Source organism: Ruegeria sp. G2 (assembly GCF_056533505.1).
In genome coordinates, this window is record NZ_JBQFON010000001.1 from 687,183 (window position 1) to 712,776 (window position 25,594).

24 protein-coding genes and 1 tRNA gene are annotated in these 25,594 nt (G+C 54.7%); 16 read left to right on the forward strand and 9 right to left on the reverse strand.

Going from position 1 to position 25,594, the window contains the following annotated elements; translation table 11 throughout:
- Positions 1-45 precede the first annotated feature (45 nt).
- Both ACR0DU_RS03400 and ACR0DU_RS03405 read left to right on the forward strand, forming a co-directional pair.
- Positions 46-2,091, forward strand: a complete 2,046-nt coding sequence (locus ACR0DU_RS03400; protein WP_480872476.1) for an ASKHA domain-containing protein — start codon at positions 46-48, stop codon at positions 2,089-2,091.
- 24 nt (positions 2,092-2,115) lie between these two features.
- Positions 2,116-2,973 carry a class I SAM-dependent methyltransferase gene (locus tag ACR0DU_RS03405; RefSeq protein WP_480872478.1) on the forward strand — a complete coding sequence of 286 codons (858 nt, stop codon included), beginning with the start codon at positions 2,116-2,118 and terminating at the stop codon, positions 2,971-2,973.
- A 10-nt stretch (positions 2,974-2,983) separates the two neighbouring features.
- Here the strand turns inward: ACR0DU_RS03405 and ACR0DU_RS03410 are convergent.
- The 4 genes from ACR0DU_RS03410 to ACR0DU_RS03425 form a co-directional block, all read right to left on the reverse strand.
- Positions 2,984-3,057, reverse strand: a tRNA-Gly gene (locus ACR0DU_RS03410).
- 110 nt (positions 3,058-3,167) lie between these two features.
- On the reverse strand, positions 3,168-4,229 hold the full coding sequence (locus ACR0DU_RS03415) for a methyltetrahydrofolate cobalamin methyltransferase (RefSeq protein ID WP_170774150.1): 1,062 nt from the start codon (positions 4,227-4,229) through the stop codon (positions 3,168-3,170).
- 9 nt (positions 4,230-4,238) lie between these two features.
- Positions 4,239-5,165 (reverse strand): methylenetetrahydrofolate reductase, encoded by a 927-nt coding sequence (locus ACR0DU_RS03420; protein ID WP_480872480.1) that lies wholly within the window; start codon positions 5,163-5,165, stop codon positions 4,239-4,241.
- A gap of 26 nt (positions 5,166-5,191) precedes the next feature.
- On the reverse strand, positions 5,192-5,488 hold the full coding sequence (locus tag ACR0DU_RS03425) for a virulence factor (RefSeq protein WP_010440228.1): 297 nt from the start codon (positions 5,486-5,488) through the stop codon (positions 5,192-5,194).
- Between the two features lie 241 nt (positions 5,489-5,729).
- On the opposite strand from ACR0DU_RS03425, the gene ACR0DU_RS03430 reads away from it, so the two are divergent.
- The 3 genes from ACR0DU_RS03430 to ACR0DU_RS03440 all read left to right on the forward strand — a co-directional run bounded on the left by ACR0DU_RS03430 (position 5,730) and on the right by ACR0DU_RS03440 (position 8,367).
- A complete protein-coding gene (locus tag ACR0DU_RS03430; protein WP_480872482.1) occupies positions 5,730-6,842 on the forward strand; it encodes a Ppx/GppA phosphatase family protein in 1,113 nt (370 codons plus the stop codon).
- Positions 6,842-7,558: an RlmE family RNA methyltransferase gene (locus ACR0DU_RS03435; protein ID WP_170539829.1), complete on the forward strand. Its 717-nt coding sequence runs from the start codon at positions 6,842-6,844 to the stop codon at positions 7,556-7,558. Before ACR0DU_RS03430 ends, ACR0DU_RS03435 begins: the two co-directional genes overlap by 1 nt.
- Before the next feature lie 155 nt (positions 7,559-7,713).
- Complete coding sequence (locus ACR0DU_RS03440) at positions 7,714-8,367, forward strand: leucine-rich repeat domain-containing protein (protein WP_480872484.1); 654 nt, start codon at positions 7,714-7,716, stop codon at positions 8,365-8,367.
- Positions 8,368-8,386: 19 nt separating this feature from the next.
- Here the strand turns inward: ACR0DU_RS03440 and ACR0DU_RS03445 are convergent, their stop codons facing one another.
- The 3 genes from ACR0DU_RS03445 to ACR0DU_RS03455 all read right to left on the reverse strand — a co-directional run bounded on the left by ACR0DU_RS03445 (position 8,387) and on the right by ACR0DU_RS03455 (position 11,434).
- The gene (locus ACR0DU_RS03445; RefSeq protein WP_480872486.1) at positions 8,387-8,581 is read right to left on the reverse strand and encodes a hypothetical protein; all 195 of its coding nucleotides are present in this window, start codon (positions 8,579-8,581) and stop codon (positions 8,387-8,389) included.
- 91 nt (positions 8,582-8,672) lie between these two features.
- Positions 8,673-10,577, reverse strand: coding sequence for a cytochrome c3 family protein (locus tag ACR0DU_RS03450; RefSeq protein ID WP_480872488.1), 1,905 nt, complete (start codon positions 10,575-10,577; stop codon positions 8,673-8,675).
- Entirely contained in the window at positions 10,577-11,434 is an 858-nt protein-coding gene (locus ACR0DU_RS03455) for a YihY/virulence factor BrkB family protein (RefSeq protein WP_170703207.1), read from the reverse strand. The genes ACR0DU_RS03450 and ACR0DU_RS03455 overlap by 1 nt, the downstream gene beginning before the upstream one ends.
- 123 nt (positions 11,435-11,557) lie before the next feature.
- On the opposite strand from ACR0DU_RS03455, the gene ACR0DU_RS03460 reads away from it, so the two are divergent.
- The 8 genes from ACR0DU_RS03460 to ACR0DU_RS03495 all read left to right on the forward strand — a co-directional run bounded on the left by ACR0DU_RS03460 (position 11,558) and on the right by ACR0DU_RS03495 (position 20,043).
- Complete coding sequence (locus tag ACR0DU_RS03460; protein ID WP_480872490.1) at positions 11,558-12,694, forward strand: AI-2E family transporter; 1,137 nt, start codon at positions 11,558-11,560, stop codon at positions 12,692-12,694.
- Positions 12,669-13,805 (forward strand): acetoin utilization protein AcuC, encoded by a 1,137-nt coding sequence (locus ACR0DU_RS03465; RefSeq protein WP_480872741.1) that lies wholly within the window; start codon positions 12,669-12,671, stop codon positions 13,803-13,805. Before ACR0DU_RS03460 ends, ACR0DU_RS03465 begins: the two co-directional genes overlap by 26 nt.
- A gap of 114 nt (positions 13,806-13,919) precedes the next feature.
- On the forward strand, positions 13,920-14,897 hold the full coding sequence (locus tag ACR0DU_RS03470) for an AAA family ATPase (protein ID WP_480872491.1): 978 nt from the start codon (positions 13,920-13,922) through the stop codon (positions 14,895-14,897).
- A gap of 20 nt (positions 14,898-14,917) precedes the next feature.
- Entirely contained in the window at positions 14,918-15,865 is a 948-nt protein-coding gene (locus ACR0DU_RS03475; protein ID WP_480454937.1) for a DUF58 domain-containing protein, read from the forward strand.
- A gap of 41 nt (positions 15,866-15,906) precedes the next feature.
- A complete protein-coding gene (locus ACR0DU_RS03480; RefSeq protein WP_480872742.1) occupies positions 15,907-16,335 on the forward strand; it encodes a DUF4381 domain-containing protein in 429 nt (142 codons plus the stop codon).
- Positions 16,335-17,321, forward strand: a complete 987-nt coding sequence (locus ACR0DU_RS03485) for a VWA domain-containing protein (RefSeq protein WP_480872493.1) — start codon at positions 16,335-16,337, stop codon at positions 17,319-17,321. Before ACR0DU_RS03480 ends, ACR0DU_RS03485 begins: the two co-directional genes overlap by 1 nt.
- Positions 17,321-18,817 (forward strand): VWA domain-containing protein, encoded by a 1,497-nt coding sequence (locus tag ACR0DU_RS03490; RefSeq protein ID WP_480714863.1) that lies wholly within the window; start codon positions 17,321-17,323, stop codon positions 18,815-18,817. Before ACR0DU_RS03485 ends, ACR0DU_RS03490 begins: the two co-directional genes overlap by 1 nt.
- On the forward strand, positions 18,814-20,043 hold the full coding sequence (locus tag ACR0DU_RS03495) for a hypothetical protein (RefSeq protein WP_480872495.1): 1,230 nt from the start codon (positions 18,814-18,816) through the stop codon (positions 20,041-20,043). Before ACR0DU_RS03490 ends, ACR0DU_RS03495 begins: the two co-directional genes overlap by 4 nt.
- Positions 20,044-20,046: 3 nt before the next feature.
- Here ACR0DU_RS03495 and ACR0DU_RS03500 read toward each other — a convergent pair whose 3' ends face one another.
- Entirely contained in the window at positions 20,047-20,727 is a 681-nt protein-coding gene (locus ACR0DU_RS03500; RefSeq protein ID WP_170778511.1) for a Crp/Fnr family transcriptional regulator, read from the reverse strand.
- A gap of 241 nt (positions 20,728-20,968) precedes the next feature.
- Between ACR0DU_RS03500 and ACR0DU_RS03505 the strand changes: the two genes are divergently transcribed.
- The 3 genes from ACR0DU_RS03505 (at position 20,969) to cls (ending at position 25,020) form a co-directional block, all read left to right on the forward strand.
- Positions 20,969-22,537, forward strand: coding sequence for an arylsulfatase (locus tag ACR0DU_RS03505; RefSeq protein ID WP_480872743.1), 1,569 nt, complete (start codon positions 20,969-20,971; stop codon positions 22,535-22,537).
- A gap of 73 nt (positions 22,538-22,610) precedes the next feature.
- A complete protein-coding gene (locus ACR0DU_RS03510; protein WP_480872497.1) occupies positions 22,611-23,585 on the forward strand; it encodes an HAD family hydrolase in 975 nt (324 codons plus the stop codon).
- A gap of 22 nt (positions 23,586-23,607) precedes the next feature.
- On the forward strand, positions 23,608-25,020 hold the full coding sequence (gene cls / locus ACR0DU_RS03515) for a cardiolipin synthase (protein ID WP_010440246.1): 1,413 nt from the start codon (positions 23,608-23,610) through the stop codon (positions 25,018-25,020).
- Here cls and ACR0DU_RS03520 read toward each other — a convergent pair.
- Complete coding sequence (locus ACR0DU_RS03520; protein WP_029621819.1) at positions 25,017-25,451, reverse strand: ion channel; 435 nt, start codon at positions 25,449-25,451, stop codon at positions 25,017-25,019. The genes cls and ACR0DU_RS03520 overlap by 4 nt on opposite strands.
- Between the last annotated feature and the right edge of the window lie 143 nt (positions 25,452-25,594).

Consider the following 25,594-nt stretch of genomic DNA (forward strand, 5'->3'; position numbering starts at 1 on the left):
CCATATGTTCGCCGGCATACGCGCGAATACAAAGGCAGGCCATTCATGACCACCGATCCTCTTGTCGTTTTCACTCCGTCCGGCAAACGTGGGCACTTTCCCGTTGGCACGCCAATCCTGACTGCTGCGCGCCAATTGGGCGTCGATCTGGATTCGGTCTGCGGCGGGCGTGGCATCTGTTCGAAATGTCAGATCACCCCCAGCTATGGCGAGTTCCCCAAGCACGGTGTGACGGTTTCCGAGGATGCCCTGAGCGAATGGAACGCCGTCGAGCAGCGCTATGATGACAAGCGCGGCCTGAAACCGGGTCGGCGTCTGGGCTGTCAGGCATCAGTTCAGGGCGATGTAGTGATTGATGTTCCGCCCGAAAGCCAGGTGCACCGTCAAGTCGTCCGCAAGGCCGCGGCGGCCCGTGCGATCACAATGGACCCAGCCACGCGCCTCTATTTCGTAGTGGTGGAAGAGCCAGACATGCATTCGCCCACCGGCGATCTGGAACGGTTGGAGCGCGCCCTGCGTGAGCAGTGGAAGATCGATGCGATCACCGCCGATCTGTCCCTTATGTCCAAGCTGCAGCCAGTTCTACGCAAAGGGAAATGGGAGGTCACGGTCGCCGTTCACAAGGGCCACAAGGATGAAGTGGCGCGCATCGTCGAAATCTGGCCCGGTCTGCACGAACACGGACTCTATGGTTTGGCCATTGACCTCGGCTCGACAACCATTGCGGCACATTTGACCGATCTGGAGACGGGTGAGGTCAAGGCCTCATCGGGTCTGATGAATCCACAAATCCGGTTCGGTGAAGACCTGATGAGTCGCGTCTCATATGCCATGATGAATCCCGGCGGCGACAAAGAAATGACCAAAGCCGTGCGCGAGGCGATTAATGATTTGACAAACTCAATCGCAGATGAGGCCGAGATTGACGCAGCGCTGATTGTTGAAACAGTATTTGTCTGTAATCCGGTGATGCACCATCTACTGCTCGGGCTTGATCCGGTTGAACTCGGCCAGGCTCCATTTGCGTTGGCAACCTCCGAAAGCATGTCCCTGCCCGCGCGAGAAATGGAGCTGACCAATATGAACCCGCGTGCGCTGGTCTATATCTTGCCGTGCATCGCAGGCCATGTGGGCGCAGACTGTGCCGCCGTTGCCCTTTCTGAAGAACCCGGCAAATCCGAAGACCTCGTGCTGATCGTGGATGTGGGCACCAATGCAGAAATCCTGCTGGGCAACACCCACCGCGTTCTGGCCTGTTCCTCGCCCACCGGACCCGCATTCGAGGGTGCTCAGATCAGTTCGGGACAGCGCGCGGCCCCCGGCGCGATTGAGCGTATAGAAATCGATCCCGTCACCAAAGAACCGCGTTTCCGCGTGATCGGGTCCGAGAATTGGTCGGATGAAGATGGCTTTGATCAGGACATCGCGACAACCGGCATCACCGGTATCTGCGGCTCGGGCATTATCGAGGCTGTCGCTGAGATGCGTATCGCTGGCCTGCTGGACGAAAGTGGGCTGATCGGCTCGGCTGAACAGACGGGTACTCCCCGTTGTGTTCCCGAAGGCCGCACCAACTCCTATCTGATCCATGATGCCAGCGCCGAGGGCGGTCCGCGCATCACGGTAACTCAGGGCGATATCCGTGCCATCCAGTTGGCCAAATCCGCGCTTTATGCCGGTGCGCGTCTGTTGATGGACGAGATGGAGGTTGACCGCGTGGACCGCGTGGTACTGGCCGGGGCGTTCGGCGCGCATATCTCGACCAAACACGCGATGGTTCTAGGCATGATTCCCGACGCGCCTCTGGACAAGGTTTCCAGCGCGGGCAATGCCGCGGGTACGGGCGCGCGAATTGCATTGTGCAACATCGGATCGCGGGCCGAGATCGAGCGCGTCGTGCGCGAGATCACCAAGGTCGAAACCGCGATCGAACCCAAGTTCCAAGACCATTTCGTCGCCGCCAACGCGATCCCGCACAAAACCGATCCGTTCCCTGAATTGGCGCAAGTCGTCACCCTGCCCGCTCCGTCCTTCAACACCGGTGGCGGAGACGATGAAAAGTCTGGTCGTCGTCGCCGCAGGAGGTCATAGTCCCTTCAAAACCTGGAGGGCGCGATGCTGACAATCAACGGAGATCAGGAAGAATTCTGGGGCAAGTCCGAAATGGGCACGCGCTGGCTGACCTTCGAGGATCAGTTGGACCATCTGTTCGCACCCGTACTGGATCTGGTCCTCGATCATGCCGCACTAGCCGAAGGAATGCGCGTCATCGATATCGGCTGCGGCACCGGGGCAAGTGCACTCCGGGCCGCGCAGCAGGTTGGACCCAAGGGGCATGTTCTGGGCATTGATATTTCGGAACAATTTCTCGAACGAGCGCGGATGCGCGCAGACGAGGCCAAGCTCGACAATCTCGAGTTCACATATGCCGACGCTCAGATCTCTGAGCTTTCGTCAGGCGGTTTTGATGCAATGATCTCGCGGTTTGGAGTGATGTTCTTCACCGATCCCGTAGCAGCCTTCGCCAATATGGCTCGGGCCTTGAAACCAGGCGGTCAGATAACCTTTGCAGCCTGGGGTGGTCTGTCAGAGAACCCTTGGTTCAAAATCCCGCATGTCGCCGCCGTCAAACGGTTGGGACAACCACCCAAAGTGGACCGGAATGCACCCGGCCCTTTAGCATTCCATGACCGTGACAGGGTTTCAAACCTGATGGCGCAGGCCGGTCTGAACGATATCCGGGTCGAGGCAGTCCCCCTAGCGCTCACCGCCCCTGCATCCGTTGAAGACGCCGCTCTTTTGTGTACCCGGGTCGGCCCCGCCGCGCGAGTGATCGCCCATTTCGAAGGTACACAGGAGGATGTTGATGCCATCGTGCGTGACGTGGCCGAAGAGTTTGACGCATTCCAGACATCAAAAGGCGTACAGGTTCCAGCAGTCATCAACCTGCTGCAGGCGCGTGTATCGAGTTGATCGATAGAGTTGGAGCGGGTAGCGGGAATCGAACCCGCGCGTTCAGCTTGGGAAGCTGACAGGCTACCATTACATCATACCCGCCGCTAAGAATTGACTATCACTTGTCCTGACCGGGGTTCAAGCCAAACCAGTGCCGACAAAAACGAAAGAGCCGGGTCAAAGACCCGGCCCAATCTGTTGTTTTCCATAGTTTAAGCGCGACGACGACGTCCACCGCCCCGACGCCCACCTGCGCCACCGGCGGCACCGGCTTCCTCAGGCGCTTTGTTGGACCTGATCCATTCACCACCATGCGGGTCATTGTTTGTAAGAAGATTTGCGGCGCGGATGGCCTCCATCTCTTTACCAGCGCGCGGTTTGGTCGAACCTAGGCCGAACATCTGAACGAAGGTTTCGTCATCCATGCCTTCTGGCAGGATGATGCCAGCGGCGGCAACCTGTTCCTTCTTCTCGGCAATCTTCTTCTGCGTTACCGGCAGGGCAACCGGGTTCATGATCGCCGACGTCATGCCAGCGCCCATTGCCATCGGCAGGAAAGCATTGTTGATACCGTGACGGTTCGGCAGCCCGAACGAGATGTTGGACGCACCACAAGTGGTATTCACACCCAGCTCTTCGCGCAAACGACGGACCAGAGCGAACACCTGCTGGCCTGCAGTTGCCATCGCACCGATCGGCATGACCAGCGGGTCGACCACGATGTCATGTGCAGGGATACCATGATCCGCTGCGCGCTCAACGATGGTCTTGGCGACGGCAAAACGCACATCGGGGTCTTCCGAAATACCGGTGTCATCGTTCGAGATCGCCACAACCGGTACGTTGTATTTCTTTACCAGCGGCAGAACCAGTTCCAGACGCTCTTCTTCGCCCGTGACCGAGTTTAGCAGCGGACGGCCCTCTGCGGCTGCCAGACCGGCTTCTAGCGCACCCGGAACCGAGCTGTCGATGCACAGCGGTACGTCAACCAGACCCTGCACCAGTTCGACAATCTTGCGCATCAGCGGCGGCTCGGTCTCGTTTGGGTTGGGGTTCGAGTTGTAAACAACTCCCGCGTTGATATCCAAAACGGTCGCGCCCGCCATAACCTGCGCCAATGCGTCTTTCTCAACGGTTGAGAAATCGCCCGCTTCCAATTCGGCGGCCAGTTTCTTGCGGCCTGTCGGGTTGATCCGCTCTCCGATCACGCAGAACGGTTCATCAAAGCCCAGAACGGCTGTTTTTGTTTTTGATTCGACGACTGTACGGGTCATGTCCGTTCCTTAGGAGTTTGCTGGCTTTGCCGAAGCGGCGCCGTTGTTGATCGCCCAGTTGGCGTTGGTTTTGATGCCGCCAAGCGGGAAGAAGTGGACGTTGGTGATGTTGAAATCCGGGTTGGCCGCTTTGTGGTTGGCCAGTTCGGTGATTACGTCAGTCGGCTCGTAAGGCAGCAGCAGTTTGGACACATCCATTGCGCGCTTTTGCAGAACTTTCAGCGACGGGCCTACACCGCAAGCAATGGCGAATTTAATCAGAGTCTGCAGCTTGGCAGGGCCCGCGATACCGATATGGACTGGGATATCAATGCCAGCCTCTTTCAGGCTGTCCGCCCAGGCGATGATCGGCTTGGCATCAAACGCAAACTGAGTGGCCAGCGCCATTTCCGCATCTGTTGTTTCGCTGAATTTTTGCTTCCAACGCAGCGCATCATCGACATTCTTGGTCGAGCCGTCGGGGTCGATGTCCTTGTTCCCCTCGGGGTGACCGGCAACGTGAAGACGCTTGAATCCAGCCTTGTCGAACAAGCCAGTTTCCAGCAATTGCATCGAGCTGTCGAAATCGCCGTGAGGGGTCGCGACACCACCGGCGAGCAGCAGCGCTTGTTCAACGCCCGCCTCGCCCTGGTACATCGAAATCCAGTTTTCCAGAGTCGCCGCATCCTTGATGATCCGCGCAGGGAAGTGCGGCATGACAGGGTAACCTTCAGCCGCAATGCGCTTGGCCGTTTTGACCATGTCTTCAATTGGCGTGCCCTCGATGTGGGCGATGTAAACGCGTGTGCCTTCGGGCAGCAGCGCACGGAAGTCTTCGACTTTTTCGGCGGTGCGCGGCATTACCTCGATCGAATAGCCCTGCAGAAAGGCTTCGACGGTCGGGTTCACAGGGCCGTTTTCGACCGCATCACGTTTCTTGAAGTTCAGCAAAGCCATAGCGGCCTCCCATAAAGATCTGGGGCTCATGCCCAACCGTCATTGGCGATAAGGGACTTGATTCGGTCCTGATCGTATTCCGTTTCCAGGCGCGCGGCCTCGGCCTCGGCAATCTCGGACGGGTCGCCCTCAACCGCGAAAGGTTCGGCTTTGCGCCACTCGGCCAGATAGGCATCACTATCCTTGGCGTTCACCTTCATTGCGGCCCGGTCGATGGCTTGTTCAAACCGCTCTTCCAATTGCCGCTTGGCGCCACGACGGCCTTTGCCGACGATGACCTGAGCGGGAATGTCGCGCCAGTATACGATGGTGACGTCAGGCATAACTGTGATTCCTCCTAACCCGATGGGCCGGTTCTAAACTTCAATATGGGCGCAGGTCGGTCGATTTTCGACACACGGCGTATTTGCAGCGACCTTTTTGCCCAGGATCGGATATCGCTGCTTTTAAAGACCCCTGCCTCGAAACCGAACATCAAAATCCTCATGACTTTAATGAGTGTCTTGCGTGATTGAAAAGCGCGACCTATGGTCGGGGTAACTCGAAAATCGGAGGGCGTTTCAGATGGCGCCCAAGCGTCCCAAAGGTGCGGGCGCGTTCCCGAAAGCGGTCGAAAGCCCCGCGCCGGCAAGACCCGATCCAGATGCGTTATATGCGGCGCTGGATTTGGGGACAAATAGCTGCCGCATGTTGATCGCCCAGCCCAAGGGCAGTGGCTTTCATGTGGTAGACAGTTTCTCCAAATCAGTGCAACTCGGCGCTGGTCTGGAACGCACCGGACGATTGTCGCGGGCGTCTATGGCGCGTACGGTACAAGCCCTTCGAATCTGTCAGCAAAAGCTGAAACGGAACAAGGTCAAGCGCATGCGCTTGATCGCGACCGAGGCCTGTCGTCGTGCCAAGAACTCACGCGACTTCATCCGTCAGGTCAAACGTGAAACTGGCCTGACGCTTGACATCATTCAGCCCGAGGAAGAAGCGCGCCTGGCCGTCATTTCCTGCGCGCCGCTGGTATCAACCAAAACCGAGCAATTGTTGGTCGTGGATATTGGCGGCGGCTCGACCGAGTTGGTCTGGATCGACATATCCTCGGTTCCGCGCCGCGACCGACCTGCCTCGATCATGCGGCTGCATAACGGATTCCATACAGCCGACAGCCCATTTCCTGCGGCCAAAGTCGTGGATTGGATCAGTGTACCGTTGGGAGTGGCCACTTTGCGGGACCAGTTCAACGACGTCGAAGACGATGCAGCGCGATTTGCGCTGATGAGCTGGTTCTTTGAAGAAAACCTTGCTGATTTTGCACCTTACAAAGATGAACAGGCTCGCGATGGGTTCCAGATCGTGGGCACTAGCGGAACCGTCACCACGGTGGCTGCTTCGCATCTGGGTCTAAAACGCTATGACCGAACCAAGGTGGACGGATTGCGAATGACCAGCGATCAGATTGACAAGGTCATACGAGGCTATCTAGAACTCGGCCCTCGTGGGCGCCGCCGTGATCCCCGGATCGGAGAAGATCGGCAGGCCCTGATCATGTCCGGCTCGGCCATTTTGCAGGCATTGTTGCGCTGCTGGCCCACTGATCGCCTTTCTGTGGCGGATCGGGGGCTACGCGAAGGTTTGCTCTATGCGCAAATGAGCGCGGACGGTGTATTGGAAGACGGACCGTTCTGATGGCGAAGACACCAACCGGCAAAGGCAACTCGGGTCGCGGGCAACGTGACCTGAAGGTTAAAGTTAAGACAGCGCGCGGGCGTAAGCTCAGCTCGACCCGCTGGCTTGAGCGGCAATTGAACGACCCTTATGTCAAGCGGGCGCAGGTCGAAGGGTATCGCGGACGCGCAGCGTTCAAGATACTGGAGCTAGACGATAAATTCCGGTTCCTTGTGCCCGGTGCGCGCGTGGTTGATCTGGGTTGTGCGCCCGGTGGTTGGCTGCAAGTTGCAGTGCAACGTGTTAACGCACTAGGCGAGAAGAGCGGTAAGCGTATTGGCACGGTTCTAGGCGTTGATCTTCAAGAGGTCGAACCCGTTGCGGGGGCCACCGCGCATGTGCTTGATTTCATGGAAGATGATGCCGACCAGAAGGTCAAAGACTGGCTGGGCGGCAAAGCGGATGTGGTCATGTCCGACATGGCGGCTGCATCCTCAGGCCACAAGCAGACGGATCACCTTAGGATTATGGCCTTGTGCGAAACTGCAGCCTATTTTGCGTTTGATGTGCTGGAAGAAGGCGGCACTTTTGTGGCCAAGGTTCTTGCAGGCGGTGCCGAGGGAGACCTTCAGAAGCTGCTCAAGCAGAAATTCAACAAAGTAGCCAATGTAAAGCCACCCGCGTCACGCTCGGACAGTTCGGAAAAATTCGTTGTTGCCACCGGGTTCCGTGGTTAAGTACGTGTAAGGGCGGAACATTTAATCAACTGCAAGTCTCGGTTGGCGATTTAGCCCGATAGCACAAGACGGCGCAGCTTACCGTGATGGCATTCTTTTCTCACCGCACTCGACGGTCATAGATTGGCCGCATTGCCGCTTTATCCGCCGATCACATGAGAAAAACCGTCTTAGCACTTATAATTGCCCTGATTGCGTTGGCCGCCTGGCAGTACAAACTGCAGAAAACTGCAAACCAACAACTTCTGATAGCCGAGCAGAGGGTTGCAGATGTCGTTTCTGCGGGAACGAACAGCCTTGATTTCAAAGATCTCACTGAACTTCGAAAGCTGCCCGCGAACATCTCGGATATTCCGAACCTCAAATCACTGAATGCACGGGGAACCAATCTAAGTGATCTGACCGCGCTGAAAGGGAATGCAACACTCGAGCGGCTTGACGTGAACATGACACGGGTCTCCGATCTTAGTCCACTTAATGGTTTGCCGAACCTGAAACTGGTTTATCTCCATGATACCTGGGTTTCTGATATCTCTCCCCTCGCGACCCTGCCATCGCTTGAACGCCTTGATATCGGCAAGACCCAAGTGGAATCACTGATGCCTGTTCTGCAAATCGAGAACCTGAATTGGCTGAATCTTCACAAGAGCCACGCACTTGACGGGTCTGGTGAGCAATATGCGATCTTGCAGGAACGCCCCTTGCTGGAGTTGTCAGGTGGTGCTGCCTTCCGCCAAAATTATCAACCGGGCTGGCAGTATAACATGATGCAGAACCTAACGCGCTTCCGGGAAGAGCTTGGGCTTTAGGGTTTGTCCGGTCGCTGCCCTAGTCCAGATCGATCTTACCCTGAGCAATACGCTGTTTCTTGAGTGACGCCGTCGCAATCCCCTGAAACAAGATTGCCTCTCCATGATTGATATCGATGGGCGCACGCGCGCGCAGTTCTTCAATGCGCTGATCCAGCGTAGTTTTCCGATCCGCGGAAATCGGCTTTATGGTCGTAGCTGTGCGATCCGGCATGTATCACCTGTTGACAGTCCAAGTGCTGACATCGGTGTCTATCCGGAGAATTAGCCCGCAACGTGGCGTAAATCTGCCGGATTGGTGCCGGTCACCGCCCCATATCGCGCGCCAATTGCCTCAGGTTCGGATCATCGGGAAGAATGGACAAAGCTTCGTCCAGTGTCGCAATCGCCGCCTGCGGGCCACGATTGATATGGGCCAGTTGAACCAGCATCGGCCAGGCCTCGGCCCGTTGCGGATCTAGCGTCACAACCTCTCGGAACGCCTTTTCCGCGGCTTGGGCATTTCTCAGCGTCAGTGCCCAGCCTCCCAACACTAAGTGTGTTTCAGGAAAATCCAGACGATGCGATATACTGCGCTGCCAGTCGGCCATACCCTGCTGAGCGGCCGCCTGTTGATCCTGCGACATGGCTTGTGCGGGAATGGCAAGAAACTCCTTGGCTGCCGAAATTCGGACATTGCGCAAGGGGTCGGACAATAGCGGCTCAAGCCGTGCAACACGTTCCGGCATTGGCGCTTGGCGTTGCAAAACCGGCCCGTTGGCGCGAACCAGCGGATCCGGATCGGATAAGAGCGGCGCCACCCGCTGCGCAAGTACAGGCGTCGCAAAGGGTTGCAGCAGATAGAGTGCAGTCGCGCGGACAATTCCTGCCTGCTCTTTGTCCAAAGCCATCGCGATTAACGCTTCGGGATCGTCCAATTGACCAATGCCCGCCGCAGCAAACGCTGTACCATAATGAACGGTTCGATGGGCAGAGTTTGGGAACCAGTCAGAAATCTGTTGCGCAGCCCAGGGCTGCCCCTCTTCCGCATGACAATCGGTGCAAGCGTCAACTCCAAGCCCCAAATCCGGTCGGGGGATTCGGAAACTGTGATCGCGCCTGCCGTCCACGCCCATATAGGTACGCTCGATCATGTGGCAGTTCTTGCATTGGGCACCCTCAGAGTTTTCTACATGGTGATGGTGTTCGGGCGTGTCATAACTGGCCAATCGAAGGGTTGGGAAATCCGAATTTCCAGCGGGCGAATGACACTGCGTGCACAAACCATTCCCTTCGGCTGTTACCTCGGCCCGGTGGGGATCATGGCAATCCATGCACCCTACCCCCTCAGCATACATGCGCGACTGAAGGAACGAGCCATATACGTAGACCTCGTCTAAAATCTGCCCATCCGGGTGGTAAGCGCCCGGTCGCAGGACAGCCAAATTATATGCGTCATGAAAAGGCGTACCGGGGACCGGATTACCATCCTCCAGCGCCTCGCGCCGGGAATGGCACCCGGCGCATTGCTGGATGTCTGCCTCGGTTTGCCCCTTGCCCAATTCGATTGGAAATCCAAACGCGCCCAACCCGTCGTCAAGCGCTTTCCCAGTCGTCCACTCAAGATGCGCTGATCCTGGCCCGTGACAAGCCTCACAACCGACGCCGATTTCAATTTGTGTCGACGCATAGCGCCTTGTCTCGGCATCGTAATTCTTCACGTAACCGGTCGCATGGCACTCGGCACAGCGCGCGTTCCAGTTCTTGTAGGGCCCTGTCCAATGCAGCCCGTCATTGGGTGGTAAATCCTGTTCTGGATAGAGGTGATACCAGCGGCTTTCTTCCGTGTCCCAGACGACATCGAAACTCTGCATTCTGCCTGGTTCAGTTTCAAAGAGGTATTGCTGCAACGGCGCAATGCCGACCACCGAATGCACCGGATAGTCGGTGATAACGCCATCTTTTTCGGTGACTCGCGCTGAAAGAACGCCGTTTTTATCCACGAATGAAACGCTCATCCCATCATGGGAAAAGCTGGTCCCATCGAAATCAGCCAGAACTTGGCCATCTTCTACCTCGGTCCAAGCGAGATCGTGATGTGACCCTTTCCAGGCTTCAGTTTCGTCTTGATGGCAATCTGCGCACAGCTCGGATCCGACATATTCCTGTGCCCAGCCAGCCGGCGTCGTTGCCCACAGGATCGCAATCAGAATGAGCTTGCGGAAGTACATCAAGTGGTTTCCGCATTTTTTAAGTCTATCAAGGCCCCGTTATACTCGGCACCCAGGATCAGCATGGCAGAACACAGGTAGAGGAAAATCAGCGCGGCCATTGCTCCAGCGAGGCCCGCATAGGTTGCGCTATAGGTGGCAAACTGGGCGATATAGATCGAAAACCCCCATCCACCTGCAGCCCACAATGCCAAGGTCAGGATGACACCCGGAAGTATTTGCGAAAGCCTGTGCCGCCGTGTGGGTAAGATCAGATGAGCCAGAATAACTGTGCCTGCCGGTACCGCAACGGTGAACGTCCATCGCAGGCGGTCAACGGACAGCCAGTTATCAACATCAACGGCCGTCTTTTCCGAGACCAGACGCGTGTAGACAGGCAAAACCACCTCAACCGCTGCGATGGCCAAAATTGCGGCCCCACCGATAATAACAAGCGCAAAACACAACAGCCGGGTTTTCCAGAACGGCCAGATATCTTTGTCATGATAGGCTTGCGTCATGGCGCGACGTACGGCAGCAACACCATTGGATGCGAAGTAGATCGCTAACAAACCGCCCAATGTGATCACGCCCGACCCCGCCCCTGCCAGCACAGCCCGCAACTCAGAAACAATCGGATCGGCGACGTCTTTGGGCCAGGCACCAAAAATCAGCTCTATCAACTCGTCCGTCACATATCCCTGTGACAAAGCCCCCGCCAACGCCACTGTGAATAGAACAAACGGAAACAGCGCCATCATCAATGACATCGCCACATGGCTGCTCATGACAAAACCGTCTTTGTCGTTGAACCGACGAACAGCAAGCCAGAGCGCGCGCAGAAACTGATTGGATGAGAGAATCGATACACGTGACATCGCAACAGCCTAACGCGCCTTTTGCGCTGGCAGAACCGCCAATTCGCCATTTGCAAGGAATTCCAGCGCTTAACCTTCTGTATGGATTGCATAAACTGGTAAGCCTGTGCAGGATCGTGCAAGATGTCCCAAATCACGCACCAGCGGCAAGCAGACCCAGGCCAACTCATGACCTCTGATCCCGAAAATAGCCCATCCAGAGCGCGCCTGCAGTTGGGCGTATTGAGGGATGTTGTGATCGTGGCCACTCTTGTGGTGCTTGGCCTTTATGCAGGGGCGAATTTTCTGGTGCCGTTGACCATGGCACTGCTGATCAATGTACTGATCCTGGCCCTCAGTGACCGGGTCATCGCGGTGACACGTGTACCAATCTGGATCGCGAACTTAGCCGGAGTTACTGTCGTTTTGGCAGGCTTGTTCATGATCATGTATATTCTCGGCAGTCAGGCCACGCAATTTGCGCGTTCGATCAACACCTATGAAAGCCAGTTTGATGGTGCGGTGCACAGAATTACCGGATTGGTCGGAAATGACGTCACCAGTTTCATTCGGGACAATCTGGTCAGCATCGACATGTCCTATGTTGCACGGCTTTTGCTGGGCAGTGCCACATCTCTGCTGAACCAGTTTTTCCTCATCAGCCTGTATGTCGCATTTCTGATGGCTGAGCGCCTGGCATTTCGCAAGAAAATCCAACTTGCAGCAGGTAACCCGCAGCTCGGCGCTGATCTGGCTTCGGTTTTGGATGCTATCTCGTACAGTCTGCAGCGCTATGTCGGGGTGAAGACTTTGATCAGCCTGATCACGGCCCTCATAAGCTATTCAATATTTAAGGCACTGGGACTGGAATATGCCGAGACATGGGCCGTTCTAACATTCGCGCTGAATTTCATCCCGTCTATCGGTTCGATTATTGCCGTGATCTTTCCGTCGATGATTGCATTGGTACAATTTGAAACCATTGGACCATTCCTTGTCATCGTCCTGGGCTGTGGCACGCTGCAATTTGTGATCGGCAATTTCCTGGACCCGGCCATGCTTGGCCGGTCTCTGAATATGTCGACCTTTCTTGTCATATTGGCACTGACATTCTGGACCACAGTCTGGGGTTTAATCGGAGCGTTTCTCAGCGTGCCCTTAACGGTGTGTATCCTGATTATTTTCAGTCATATTCCAGCACTCAGGCCCGTTGCCGTTCTGATGTCGCTGGATGGTCAATTGGGCGATGACAACCATGCGAGTGTTGAAGACAAACAATAAACCTCGACCCATCTTCATAGGCTCGGAAATCTATCGCACCTCGAGCTATGGCGCAAAACACCCGCTTGCAATCCCGCGCGTTTCCACTGTGATTGACCTCTGCAGATCGATGGGTTGGCTGAACTCGCAGAACTATCGGACCAGCCCGTGTGCCAAACCTAAGGCACTGCAGCGATTTCATTCACCTGCTTACATTTCAGCATTACTAAACGCCGAAAAAACACAGTCGGTCTCCGACGAGGTAAAACGCAGGTTTGGTCTGGGCACATTGTCCAATCCGGTATTTGGAGAAATGTATCGACGGCCAGCCACTGCCGCCGGAGGATCGATTCTGGGAGCCGAGTTAATTTGGAACGGCGGTATTGTGTTTAACCCAGCAGGAGGTACGCATCATGGATTAGAAAGTCGCGCCAACGGCTTCTGTTACCTAAACGATCCAGTTCTCGCGATCTTCAGACTGCTCGATCTTGGGCTTGAACGAATTGTCTACATAGACATCGACGCCCATCATTGCGATGGCGTCGAGGCTGCGTTCCACGGTTCGTCAATGGTGCGCATAATTTCGATTCATGAGGCGCGCAGATGGCCCTTTACCGGACTACTAGAAGATGACGCAGGTGGCGCCGCATGGAATTTACCTGTTGGTCGAAGTCTAAACGACGATGAATTCCAAGCCATTCTGGAGGGGATGATCCTCCCTGTAACTAAGGCTTTCCACCCGCAAGCCATTATCCTGCAATGCGGCGCCGACGCCGTCACCGAAGACCCGCTATCGCGCCTCGCATTGTCAAACAATGCGCACTGGCGTGCCGTTTCCAGCCTCCAACACTTAACACCTCGGTTTTTGATCTTGGGTGGCGGAGGTTATAATCCTTGGTCTGTCGGCCGTCTGTGGAGCGGTGTTTGGGCGACCCTGAACGGATATGAAATCCCTTCTCATCTGACAGAAGAACAGCAATCTATCCTAAACGCGCTGAGTTGGAACCGAAAGACCGGTCGCGACCGACCAACCCACTGGGCAACGACACTACGTGATCCCAGTAATCCCGGGCCCATCCGCGAGGAGTTAAAGAGTGATATTCAAAAACTCAGAACTCGGAATTCATTGTAGTCTGAGCAACTTCGCCCTGCTAACGTTCTATCATTACTTCAAGATCCCGACTCTCGGCCATCGCAGACGATAGAACGCGAGACCGGTATTTCGGGCTATTACGGGACAATTGTTATGAGCGCACTCAACCAGATTATGGATCTCAGATCCCGTATGGGCCAATCGATCATTGGCCAGATCGAGGTGATTGATCGCCTGCTGATCGGTCTCTTGGCCAATGGTAACCTTTTGATCGAGGGCCTGCCTGGTCTGGCCAAGACACGCGCGGTCAAGGCAATGGCGAAGAATATGGATGCAAGCTTTAGCCGCATTCAGTTTACGCCGGACTTACTGCCTTCGGATGTGACTGGGACCGAGATATTCCAGCAGACCGATGCGGGGGGTGAGTTCAAGTTCGAACCGGGACCGATTTTTGCGAACATCGTACTAGCGGATGAAATCAACCGTGCGCCCGCCAAGGTGCAGGCGGCGTTGCTGGAAGCGATGGAGGAACGGCAGGTCACTGTTTCAGGAACCACGCATAAAATGGATCCTCTGTTTATCGTTATGGCCACCCAGAACCCCATCGAACAGGAAGGTACCTACCCACTGCCCGAAGCACAGATGGATCGATTCCTGATGCATGTTCAAATCACTTACCCCCCCGTCGAAGACGAGGTTGAAGTTATTCGCCTGGTCCGGGGCGAAGATATCGCAGCCAACAAAGGTGGAGCGCGTGAAACTCCAGCTGCAATACCACAGGAAGCCATCTTTGCGGCAAGGTCAGAGATTGGTCAAATCCATGTGTCTGACGCGATGGATCGTTATATGGCCAACCTCGTGCAGGCGACGCGCACGCCCGAAGCTTTGAGCCCCGAACTCGCTAGTTGGATTGAGATCGGCGCCAGTCCACGCGCCTCACTGGCGTTGGACAAATGCGGGCGCGCCCATGCCTGGATGAACGAACGCGATTATGTTGATCCTGCAGACATCCGCGCCATTGCGCATGACGTATTTCGTCATCGCGTTACACTCAGTTTCGAAGCACAAGGATCGGGCAAATCCGCAGATGACGTAATCGCAGAACTCCTTCGCCTGGTGGCGCTTCCCTAATTGCTAAGGAAAACGGCTGCATGAACCAGACTGCGCCATATCCGAACGACCCACGCGTCCGTGTCGACGCGGACCATCTATTGCAATTGGGCCCCAGATCGCAGGCACTCAGCCTGTTACCGCGTCAACCCGCGCGTTCGATCCTGAATGGTCGTCACGCCTCGCGTTTGCGTGGTCGCGGCCTGAATTTTGAAGAATTGCGGGGCTATTTGCCGGGCGACGATATCCGAACCATCGACTGGAAGGTCACTGCACGCACCGGAAAGCCCCATGTTAGGGTCTACACCGAAGAACGTGATCGCCCTGCCCTGCTGTTGGTCGATCAGCGCATATCGATGTTCTTCGGAACAGAAGTCTATATGAAATCTGTCATCGCTGCCGAAGCCGCAGCAATTTCTGCGCATCGAATTCTTGGTCAAGGCGATCGTGTTGGAGGTCTCGTATTCAGCGATACAGACGTTGCCGAGCACAGACCACAGCGCCGCGCGGCAGCCCTTACGCGGTTCTTGTCCTCCATCGGAACAGCAAATTCCTGCTTGCATGCAGGTTTGACCCCACAGCCAACCGTGTTTCTGAATGACATGCTTTTTGAGGCAACCCGCATCACCCAAACCAGTGGACTAATTTGCCTGTTCTCAGACTGCGACGGGCTCAATGAAAGATCGGAGAATTTGTTGCGTCAACTGGCGTTCTCAAACGATTTGATCGTTTTCAATGTCGCGGATCCAACTGCAACGGCCCTCGCGCCGAACCTGAAGATGACGGTCTCTGATGGTAGCGAGCAGATTGAAATCGACGGATCCGACCCTGAGTTATCAGACAAAATTCGAAAATCCATGGAGGATAGGTTAGCACAACTGCACACTTGGTCCCGACGATATGGTTTTCCGGTAGTTCCTTTGACAACCTCGGAACCGGCTTTGGATCAGCTATTGCGCTTATTCGGGCACCGCGGAGGTCGGCGATGAGCATCGACACTACAGGAAAATCTCTGGTTGATCTGTTGGATATGCTCGAACCAGCGCCAGAACCTGAAGCTATTTCAATGATGCCTCAGACCTGGGGATGGGTCGTGGTCGCTGTCATCCTGCTGGCAATTTTTTCGGTCGCTACAGTCCTGATACTGCGGCACAGGCATGCGAACGCCTACAGGCGGTACGCGCTGGCAGAGCTCGCAGCGCCTGGCATCTCTGTGGCCAAGGTTGCCGAGATCCTTCGGCGTACTGCATTGGCCGCATATCCTCGCGAGCAGGTCGCAGGGATTCATGGCGAAGAATGGCTGAATTTTCTTTCCCAAACCATTGATAAAAATATTTTTAATTCTGAAAATTGCCAAGCGTTGGTTGAAGCCCCGTATAAAGACATACCGCCAAACCCCGCCGTCACGCAGCTTGCACTGCATTGGGTTAAAGCCCACAAACCATATCGGAGAAAGTGATGTTTTCCTTCGCTGCTCCGTGGGTTTTTCTGCTACTTCCGCTTCCGGCGCTGGTCTATTTCTTTGCTCCACCCCATCGCGAAAAAAACACTTCAATTCGTATTCCCTTCTTTCGCCGCGTTGCGCAGGCCGCAGGCGTCGAGCCGAAATCCGGCTCAGTCATCCCAGTTCGATCCCGCCTTCAAACCGCAAGCGTCGTGTTAATCTGGATTTTGTTGGTTCTGTCGCTGGCTCGACCAGAACAGTTGGGTGATCCCATAGTGATTGAAAAATCTGCGCTGGACGTCGTCCTTGCCTTGGATATCTCGGGCTCGATGGATCAGCGCGATTTCAAATCCGAGACTGGCGGCCCGGTGCAGAGGCTGGAGGCAGTTAAAGATGTCCTAAAACAATTCATCGCCGAACGCGATGGTGACAGGATGGCCCTCATCATTTTTGGAACACGCGCGTTCATTCAAGCGCCGTTTACAGAAGATCTTAATAGTTTGAATGGCTTCCTGGATCAAACTCAAGTTGGCATGGCTGGGCCGAACACTGCCCTGGGTGACGCGATCGGGCTTGGGATCAGAACATTCGAGTCCAGCGAAGTGGATCAACGCCTGATGATCGTACTAAGCGATGGGGCCGATACGTCTAGCCGTATGACGCCTGTAAACGCGTCGGCGATTGCCGCAAAAAAGAATGTGGTCATCTATACGATTGGTGTTGGAGACCCTAATGCTACGGGCGAAGATCGCGTGGACCTGCAAGCGTTAAAGGACATCGCGGATCGAACCGGTGGAGAATATTTCTTTGCAGATGATGCGTCAGCCCTCGCACAGACCTACGAGCGAATAGATCAGTTAAACCCCAGAATAGTAGAAACTCAAAGCTATCGCCCGACAAACAGCCTTGCCCATATTCCATTGGCGAGTGCGCTGATCGTTATTCTTATCAGCACAATCTGGTTCCATTTTGCCCAGCGGCGCAAGGAGGTTGCTCAATAATGGAACTTCCTGATTTCCATTTTATTCGAGGTTATTACCTTCTGTTTCTAATCCCAATTGTAGCGCTATGGTGGTTGATCAGACCCAAGCCTGCGGCCGAAACCAAGCTACCCTCAGGGATCGTTCCGCATCTGGCGACCGCATTGCAGCTTGGCAAGACTGAAACCCGTCGCATTCAACCAATTGATATTGCGATGGTCATCGCCACACTTGTTGCCCTCGCGGCCTCCGGTCCAACCTGGTCGCGTGCACCCAACCCGCTGATTGCAGATACCGCCCCGTTAGTGATCGCTCTAAAGGTCACCGACAGCATGGAGAACACGGATATTGCTCCTTCACGGTTGGACCGAGCACGGTTCAAGATCGCTGATCTGATTGATGAGCGCGCTGGAGCCCACACTGCCCTGATCGCTTATTCCGGAACGCCGCACCGAGTTGCTCCCCTAACCGAAGACGCCAACATTCTTCGCCCTCTGCTTGAAGGCTTAACGCCGGCTGTGATGCCAACCCCAGGCGACGCAGCGGCCGATGCTCTCGATTTAGCGCAATCCATACTGGATGAAAGTGAGAGCCCAGGGGCAGTGCTTTTTGTTTTGGATGACTTAGACCCGTCTCAGGTATCTGGGTTAAACACTTCGAATAACGACATTTTCTTTCTCACTATGCTGCCCAATGGTGAGCGAATTGTACAGCTAGGCAACATCCAAGGCGCATCCGTGGTAGCGTTTTCGGATGACGATCGGGACATCAGTCGTCTGCAGCGTCAAATCCAAACTGCCTACACTGCAGCTCTGGATGATGATGAACGTCTTGATTGGCAGGACAATGGCTGGATTTTGGCATGGCCTGCTGCGTTATTTTCACTTCTTTGGTTCAGAAAAGGCTGGGTGATCCGCTGGGCACTGCTGGCTTTGATGATGATACCACCATCAGGAGCTCGAGCCGAAGGATGGAAAGATTGGTTCCTTACGGCCGATCAGCAAGGTCAGATTGCAATGAATCAAAAGCGCTTTGCTGAAGCGGCGGAATTGTTTGAGGGCTCGTATCACAAGGGATATGCCTATCTCAGGGACGGTCAATATTCAGAGGCGTCCTCCATATTTGCAGGGCTGGACACACCGGAAGCCGCGTTTGCTGAAGGTATGGCACGAATACGGAACCGTGAGTATCGCCCAGCCATATCCGCCTTCGAGACCGCCTTGGAACGGCGTCCTGAATGGCCCGAAGCGCAGCACAATCTCGAGGTGTCGAAAGCCATCCTTGATTACATTGAAACGACCCGCGAACAATCTGATACGGGTGAAGAGGCTGGCATTGGTGCGGATGACACGGTGTTCGACAATGATGCGGCCCGCGGTAACGAAACTACGGTTCAAGCTCCTAAAGAAGGGCCGCAAACCCTTTCGGCCGATCAATGGATCAGCTCAATAGATACTGACATGCAAGACTTTCTGCGCAATCGTTTTCTTCTTGAAAATCAGGAGCGAACAGAATGAGATATGTTACTTTCTTTATTCTTTTTCTTGCTCTTCCAGTATTTGCGCAGAATAACGATGCGACTGCCCCTCAGGTCTCGGTCGAAGCGCCTGATGAACCGGTCATTGTAGGGCAACCAGCGATCGTTCGAATCAAAGTTCTAGTGCCAACATTCATGCCACAACCTCCGGTGTTTCCCTCTTTAGAACAACAAAACCTCGTGGTTCGTCTTCCTGAACGTGCCTCTGGACCAATCAGCAAGACGGTGAACGGAGCGACCTGGTCCGGTGTGCAGCGCAGCTATCGCCTATACCCTCTGGCAGCAGGTCCGGTTGCGTTTGACTCGCAAGAGGTAGTTGTAACTTATGCCGATCCTCAAACCAACGATCCAATTCAGGTTTCGTTGGCGCTTCCGTCTGTACAACTCAGCGCCGAGATTCCGGAAGGTGCTCGTGGTCTTGATCCGTTAATCATCGCAAACGGGTTTTCGCTCCAGCAGCAAATAGAAGGCACAACAGATATGCAGGCTGGTGACGCCATTACGCGCGAATTGAGCGCGCAGATATCTGGCACGACGCCTCTTTTGATCCCAGTGCTCACACCTCACGAGCAAGACCCGTTGGTGCGCGCATATCCTAAGGAGCCGCGCATTACAGAAACCGAAGATCGAGGGGTGTTGTCCGGACAACGCATGGAGAAGACGGTATATATTTCGCAGGAGGGCGGCCAGACAAGGTTGCCAGCTGTGTCAATCGATTGGTTTAACTTGCAAACCAGACAAATTGAAACGGTCGCCGTCCCAGCGATCGAGTTAACGCTGGCACCACCAAAATGGCAGCCGCCGGATATCGAAACCCTTGCAAAGGCTGCATTCTGGATCACGATTGTTGTTTTGGCATTGTGGGCCGCAGTGCGATCTCTTCGCCCACGCTATCAGCGCTGGAAAGACAAGCGACACAGTAGATATCTTGCCTCCGAGGAATACGCCGCCGAAGCTTTGAGAGCAGCATTGAGAGCTCGGGATTTGTCTGCAGCTTATGAAGCTATAGAACTTTGGAAAGAGCGCAGCCTCCAACCAGAACGCGCCGCGCCCCTTGAGAGCAGCCTGACCCAGATAGGTGCTGAGCGGTATTCAAAGAAGAGCCAAACCGGCTTTGAGGATTGGAGTGCGGTCATGCGGAAACTGAATACCCTGAATCACTCTAGTCGTCCCAAACCGGGTGTGTTGCCGCCACTTAATCCCTAGGCTTCAACTTTGGCAGCTTGCGATAAGTTTGCGCCTGTCGATTAGACGTAGTCGACCATATCCCAGCTCAACTAGGCCTAAACCTGAAAGTCGATGCAAGTTACGATGCAACGTTGGTTGAGACACTGCGACCATCGCAGCCAGCTCATCCTGCGATACAATAATCCAGCCGTCTGATTTCGAGGCGCCCTCGTCCAAATGCAGCAGACGTAAGACAAGGCGCTTCTCCGACCCCGTAACTGCCAAGTTGGCCATGATCCGGAGGGCTGTTTTCATGTTTTCACGTGTTAACGCGTAGAAATCGCGGACATATTCCGGATTCTCTTGCACCATTCTTTCCACCCGTGAACTGGGAAAAAACAATGTACGCGTCTGTTGGGTGGTCATCACGCTGACCAGTCTTTGCGCTTCGGCGAAAAGAGCAAGATCTCCAATCCAGAAACCTGCGCCTTCCCGATGCACAACAAATTCTTGCCCGTCATCGGCGGGTGCCGTGATCTGAACAGACCCATCAAGCACAGCATGAATACCATTTGCCGGATCACCATGGTGATAGAGTGTTTCGCCTGGATCAAACGTTCGGACAACCGCACAAGTCATCAGATCATTCTGAAATTTCGGCCCGCGTGCCCCAAACCAGTCGGTTTGGGTCAGGATCTGCATATCATCATCATTATCAAACATTTGTATCTTTCAAAATGATCATATGATAGGTTTTAGACACGTTTCATCGCTTAAAGTAGTTCTGTTCGATTCCCGGTCCATTACATATTTTTTCTTCCGGTAATCAACAGTTTGCACGCGGCCATCGAGTTCAATTTAGCCGCTGCCTCTAAAACTAAATTTGCTGGGCCATTAAGGCTCGTTTAATCAGGAGCACCCTATGTCACCTCCACAAATGATTGCAGATAGCTGGCGCAAATCGATGCGCAAGTTCGCAGTGGCAACCGTTGCTGTTGCGCTTGCACTGCCCGCCTGGGCGCAGGATCAAAAACCTAATATTCTTGTGATTTGGGGCGATGACATTGGGCAATCGAATATCTCAGCCTACACCATGGGCCTCATGGGATATCAGACACCCAATATCGATCGCGTGGCCAATGAGGGCATGATCTTCACCGATTACTATGGTGAGCAATCCTGCACTGCTGGTCGCTCATCCTATATCATGGGACAGTCCGTGTTCCGGACAGGCCTGTCCAAGGTCGGTCTTCCGGGGGCTGATCTTGGCATGCAGGTCGAAGACCCAACCATACCTGGTTTGTTGAAAGACCACGGTTATGTCACTGGTCAGTTTGGCAAAAACCATCTTGGAGACAAGGATGAACACCTGCCAACAAACCACGGTTTTGATGAGTTTTTTGGCAATCTCTATCACTTGAATGCTGAAGAAGAACCAGAAAACGAGGACTATCCGGGTGACCGGGTATTGGCTGATGGCCGCACCTTCCGCGAGGCGTATGGGCCGCGCGGCGTTATCAAATCAAAGTCAGATGGTACCATCGAAGACACGGGCCCCTTGACCCGCAAACGCATGGAAACTGTTGATGACGAAACCGTGGCGGCGGCGATTGATTTCATCAAGCGGGCACATGAGCAAGGGCAACCCTTCTATGTCTGGTGGAATGGTACCCGCATGCATTTCCGTACCCACGTCAAAGACGAGATGCGCGCAAAAGCCAATGAAATCTCAGGTCGCATTGCGGATGAATACACCGCAGGCATGATCGAACATGATATGCATGTGGGTCAGCTGCTGGATCTGCTGGACGAGCTTGGCATCGCCGACAATACCATAGTTCACTATTCCACAGACAACGGTCCGCACATGAACACATGGCCCGATGCGGCCGCAACGCCGTTCTGGGGTGAAAAGAACACCAACTGGGAAGGGGGATGGCGCGTTCCCTCGATGGTCCGCTGGCCCGGTCAGATCGAAGCCGGATCTGTCACCAACGAGATCGTGCACCACATGGATTGGTTGCCAACATACCTCGCGGTCGCCGGTGATCCCGAAATTAAAGACAAGCTGAAGGCAGGTTATAGCTCCTCTGGTATGGGGCGCGAATACAAGGTGCACCTGGATGGCTATAACATCCTGCCTCTGTTGACTGGTGAGACTGCCGAAAGTCCTCGCAAAGAGATTTTCTATTTCTCGGATGACGGAGACCTAACGGCGCTGCGCTTCGAAGACTGGAAGCTAATATTCCTGGAGCAGAAAGCCTGGGCAACTCTGCGGGCCTGGATCGAACCTTGGACCGAGCTGCGCATACCCTTGATCGTTAACCTGCGCCGTGATCCGTATGAGCGTGCCTACCGGACCTCTAACACCTATTACGATTGGCTGTTGGACCGAGCCTATTTCCTAGTTCCTGCGCAGCAGTATGTTGGTAGTTTTCTGAGCACATTCCAGGAGTTCCCACCACGTCAGAAAGCGGCCAGCTTCAACTTGGATCAGGTTATGGAGAAGTTAACAACACCGACCAACAATTAGGCCTTGAATGAAACTCTTAGGGTCGCCCTCTACAGGGCGGCCTTTTTCCTTTTTTGAAAATGTCGAGAGTCATATGCGATACGCCGCTCTAGCTGCCGTGCTCAGCTGCACCCCCCTCACACTGTTCGCAGACCCACTTCCGAGTTGGAACGATTCTGATTCAAAAAATACGATTATTGAGTTCATAGGCAACGTCACAGATCCTGGAGGGCCGAACTATGTCACCCCCGCCGACCGGATTGCAGTGTTTGACAATGACGGCACGCTCTGGGCTGAACAACCGGTTTATTTTCAATTCATATTTGCCATGGACCAACTGGCAGAGCTTGCTGCACAAGACCCGTCGATCTTATCGACCCCAGCCCTGAAAGCAGCTGCCGAGGGTGATTTGCAAACCATTCTGGAAGGCGGGCATGACGCTCTGATCGAAGTGGTTAACGCGTCGCATTCCGGCATCAGTGTTGAAACGTTCCAGGCGTCGGTGGCCGACTGGCTGGGCACTGCACGACATCCCGAGACCGATCTGCCTTACGACCAGATGACCTATCAGCCGATGGTCGAGCTGTTGCGTTACCTGCGGGATAAAGAATTCAAAACCTATATCGTTTCAGGCGGAGGCCTGCATTTCATGCGCGTATTCGCCGAACAGGCATATGGCATCCCGCCCGAACAAATTCTGGGCACCTATGGTGAGACCACCTATGACAGCGTTAAAGGTAACCCAGTGATAAATAAGGCTCCCGGCATCGCCTTCATCGATGACAAAGAAGGCAAGCCGATCAACATCGAACGCACCATCGGAAAGCGCCCCATATTTGCTGGGGGAAACTCGGACGGGGATTTTGCCATGCTTGAATGGACCACCGCAGGCGACGGACCCCGGCTGGGCGTTTTGATACACCACACTGATGCGGACCGTGAATGGGCCTATGACCGCGAAAGTCCGATCGGTCGGCTGGTCGACGGGTTGGATAAAGGCCCTGACATGGGGTGGGTCATCGTTGATATGGCCAATGACTGGTCGCGCATCTACACTGGGGCCAACTAACAAACCGGATCATTGCGCGCCCATGTGGACATTGCTCGTTTCGTTTTTTCTGTTTGCGCTCTATTGCCTAGCGGTCGTTTTTTCCGTGCGCGCTGCGCAAACGGCGCGCACACCTCAGGGTGCAGTTGGGTGGGTGGTTTTCCTGCTGTCGGCGCCGGTGTTTGGCGTTCCTTTCTATCTGTTTCTGGGGCACCACCGCTTCAAAGGCTATCGCATCGCGCGACAGGAAAGCGAACGTGTGGTGGAAGGGATCAAAACCTTTGCCGACTACTCGAAACCTGATCCTAAGACGATGCGCATCAATCCGCGGCCATTCGAGGCTCTGGCACACCTACCCGTCTCACGCGGCAACGGAGCCGAATTACTGATTGATGGTGATGTCACGTTTCAGTCAATACTGGACGCAATCGACGGGGCAAAGAATTATGTCCTGATCCAATTCTACATCGTGCGCGATGATGAGCTGGGGCGAAAAGTACAAGATCGGCTGATTGCAGCGGTCAAACGCGGCGTTCATGTTCGGTTTATGACTGATGCCGTAGGCAGCTATGGCCTGCCGTCGAGCTATCTAGAAACACTGCGCGGGTCGGGTGTGGATGTGGCTGATCCGCGCGAACAGCGCGGGCCGAACTTCCGCTTTCAACTCAATTATCGCAACCATCGAAAGACCGTGATCATTGACGGTGAGACAGGCTTCATCGGCGGCCACAACGTTGGTGTCGAGTATCTGGGGCAAAGCCCTCGGTTCGGGCGTTGGCGGGACACGCATATTAAGATGACCGGCCATGTTGTGCGGCAGCTGCAACTGATCTTTACCGAAGATTGGCACTGGGCACGCAACGAAGACCTGATCGATAAGCTCGATTGGGCAGGCAGCGAATCTGAACAGGATATGAACGCGTTGCTGGTCGCTACTGGTCCGGGCGATGATACCGAAACCGGCGCGATGATGTTCTTTTCTGCCATCGCCGAGGCCAAGGAACGGCTGTGGATCGCCTCACCGTATTTTGTGCCCGACATCGACATCATGACCGCGTTGCAACACGCGGCGTTGCGCGGCGTGGATGTGCGGATACTCGTGCCCGATGTCATTGACCATCGCCTGCCCTGGTTAGCGGCATTTGCGTATTTCGATGAAATTCGCGACTGCGGTGCACGTGTGTTTCGCTATACCGATGGCTTTATGCATCAGAAAGTGTTTGTCGTTGACGATACACTGGCAGCTGTTGGTACCACCAATCTGGACAACCGATCTTTCCGTCTGAACTTTGAGGCGATGGCGCTGTTTTTTGATCCCCGCGCGGCACGTGCTGTATCTGACATGCTGGAAACCGATTTCCATTCTAGCTACGAGTTGACGCGCGACCTGCCTCAGCAGCCGTTTCACATCCGGTTTTTCGCGCCAATCGCGCGATTGTTCGCGCCGATCCTTTAGTTCAGGAACCGTTCTTCAAACACCCGCGTCATTAGGGCGACGAGGAATGCCGTAGACAACCCAAAGGCCAGAAGTCCAGTAACCGAGGCGAATGCGCCGAAAATACGCAAACCTTCGCCCAAGACGATGTCTCCGTAACCCAGCGTCGTGAAAGTCACCAACGAGAAATAGAGGGCCGAATTCCAATCCGGCAGCACATCGCCCCACACCCATACAATCGCCCAGATCCAAACTTGTACCGTATGGGTAAGCACAATGAACATAAGCGCTACGCTGATCGGGCCCGCAGTTGCCAGGATCGTGCTCCGGGTCTCCCATCTTTCGACGAGTTTGCGGATGACCAGAACGCACCATGTCAGCAGCATGATTTCGATCAGAAAACAAATACCTAAGTAAAAGCTGCCCCAAATAATCTGCTGCGACAATGTCATATAGATGGCCTTTGTTCCGATTGCAGCCAGCATGGAACTTTCGCGCGCGCTGGACAACCCCGCCCTCAATGTGCGGGCTGCGGCGAATAGAACCGATCTCTGCTCTGGACACTGTTTCGTTGCGCTGCACATTGTGACAGAAC

Excerpts from the sequence above, each read along its gene's own strand:
- ACR0DU_RS03400 (WP_480872476.1), top strand. The coding sequence starts at position 46 with ATGACCACCGATCCTCTTGTCGTTTTCACTCCGTCCGGCAAACGTGGG.
- ACR0DU_RS03405 (WP_480872478.1), top strand. The coding sequence starts at position 2,116 with ATGCTGACAATCAACGGAGATCAGGAAGAATTCTGGGGCAAGTCCGAA.
- ACR0DU_RS03415 (WP_170774150.1), bottom strand. The coding sequence starts at position 4,229 with ATGACCCGTACAGTCGTCGAATCAAAAACAAAAACAGCCGTTCTGGGC.
- ACR0DU_RS03420 (WP_480872480.1), bottom strand. The coding sequence starts at position 5,165 with ATGGCTTTGCTGAACTTCAAGAAACGTGATGCGGTCGAAAACGGCCCT.
- ACR0DU_RS03425 (WP_010440228.1), bottom strand. The coding sequence starts at position 5,488 with ATGCCTGACGTCACCATCGTATACTGGCGCGACATTCCCGCTCAGGTC.
- ACR0DU_RS03430 (WP_480872482.1), top strand. The coding sequence starts at position 5,730 with ATGGCGCCCAAGCGTCCCAAAGGTGCGGGCGCGTTCCCGAAAGCGGTC.
- ACR0DU_RS03435 (WP_170539829.1), top strand. The coding sequence starts at position 6,842 with ATGGCGAAGACACCAACCGGCAAAGGCAACTCGGGTCGCGGGCAACGT.
- ACR0DU_RS03440 (WP_480872484.1), top strand. The coding sequence starts at position 7,714 with ATGAGAAAAACCGTCTTAGCACTTATAATTGCCCTGATTGCGTTGGCC.
- ACR0DU_RS03445 (WP_480872486.1), bottom strand. The coding sequence starts at position 8,581 with ATGCCGGATCGCACAGCTACGACCATAAAGCCGATTTCCGCGGATCGG.
- ACR0DU_RS03450 (WP_480872488.1), bottom strand. The coding sequence starts at position 10,577 with ATGTACTTCCGCAAGCTCATTCTGATTGCGATCCTGTGGGCAACGACG.
- ACR0DU_RS03455 (WP_170703207.1), bottom strand. The coding sequence starts at position 11,434 with ATGTCACGTGTATCGATTCTCTCATCCAATCAGTTTCTGCGCGCGCTC.
- ACR0DU_RS03460 (WP_480872490.1), top strand. The coding sequence starts at position 11,558 with ATGTCCCAAATCACGCACCAGCGGCAAGCAGACCCAGGCCAACTCATG.
- ACR0DU_RS03465 (WP_480872741.1), top strand. The coding sequence starts at position 12,669 with ATGCGAGTGTTGAAGACAAACAATAAACCTCGACCCATCTTCATAGGC.
- ACR0DU_RS03470 (WP_480872491.1), top strand. The coding sequence starts at position 13,920 with ATGAGCGCACTCAACCAGATTATGGATCTCAGATCCCGTATGGGCCAA.
- ACR0DU_RS03475 (WP_480454937.1), top strand. The coding sequence starts at position 14,918 with ATGAACCAGACTGCGCCATATCCGAACGACCCACGCGTCCGTGTCGAC.
- ACR0DU_RS03480 (WP_480872742.1), top strand. The coding sequence starts at position 15,907 with ATGCTCGAACCAGCGCCAGAACCTGAAGCTATTTCAATGATGCCTCAG.
- ACR0DU_RS03485 (WP_480872493.1), top strand. The coding sequence starts at position 16,335 with ATGTTTTCCTTCGCTGCTCCGTGGGTTTTTCTGCTACTTCCGCTTCCG.
- ACR0DU_RS03490 (WP_480714863.1), top strand. The coding sequence starts at position 17,321 with ATGGAACTTCCTGATTTCCATTTTATTCGAGGTTATTACCTTCTGTTT.
- ACR0DU_RS03495 (WP_480872495.1), top strand. The coding sequence starts at position 18,814 with ATGAGATATGTTACTTTCTTTATTCTTTTTCTTGCTCTTCCAGTATTT.
- ACR0DU_RS03500 (WP_170778511.1), bottom strand. The coding sequence starts at position 20,727 with ATGTTTGATAATGATGATGATATGCAGATCCTGACCCAAACCGACTGG.
- ACR0DU_RS03505 (WP_480872743.1), top strand. The coding sequence starts at position 20,969 with ATGCGCAAGTTCGCAGTGGCAACCGTTGCTGTTGCGCTTGCACTGCCC.
- ACR0DU_RS03510 (WP_480872497.1), top strand. The coding sequence starts at position 22,611 with ATGCGATACGCCGCTCTAGCTGCCGTGCTCAGCTGCACCCCCCTCACA.
- cls (WP_010440246.1), top strand. The coding sequence starts at position 23,608 with ATGTGGACATTGCTCGTTTCGTTTTTTCTGTTTGCGCTCTATTGCCTA.
- ACR0DU_RS03520 (WP_029621819.1), bottom strand. The coding sequence starts at position 25,451 with ATGACATTGTCGCAGCAGATTATTTGGGGCAGCTTTTACTTAGGTATT.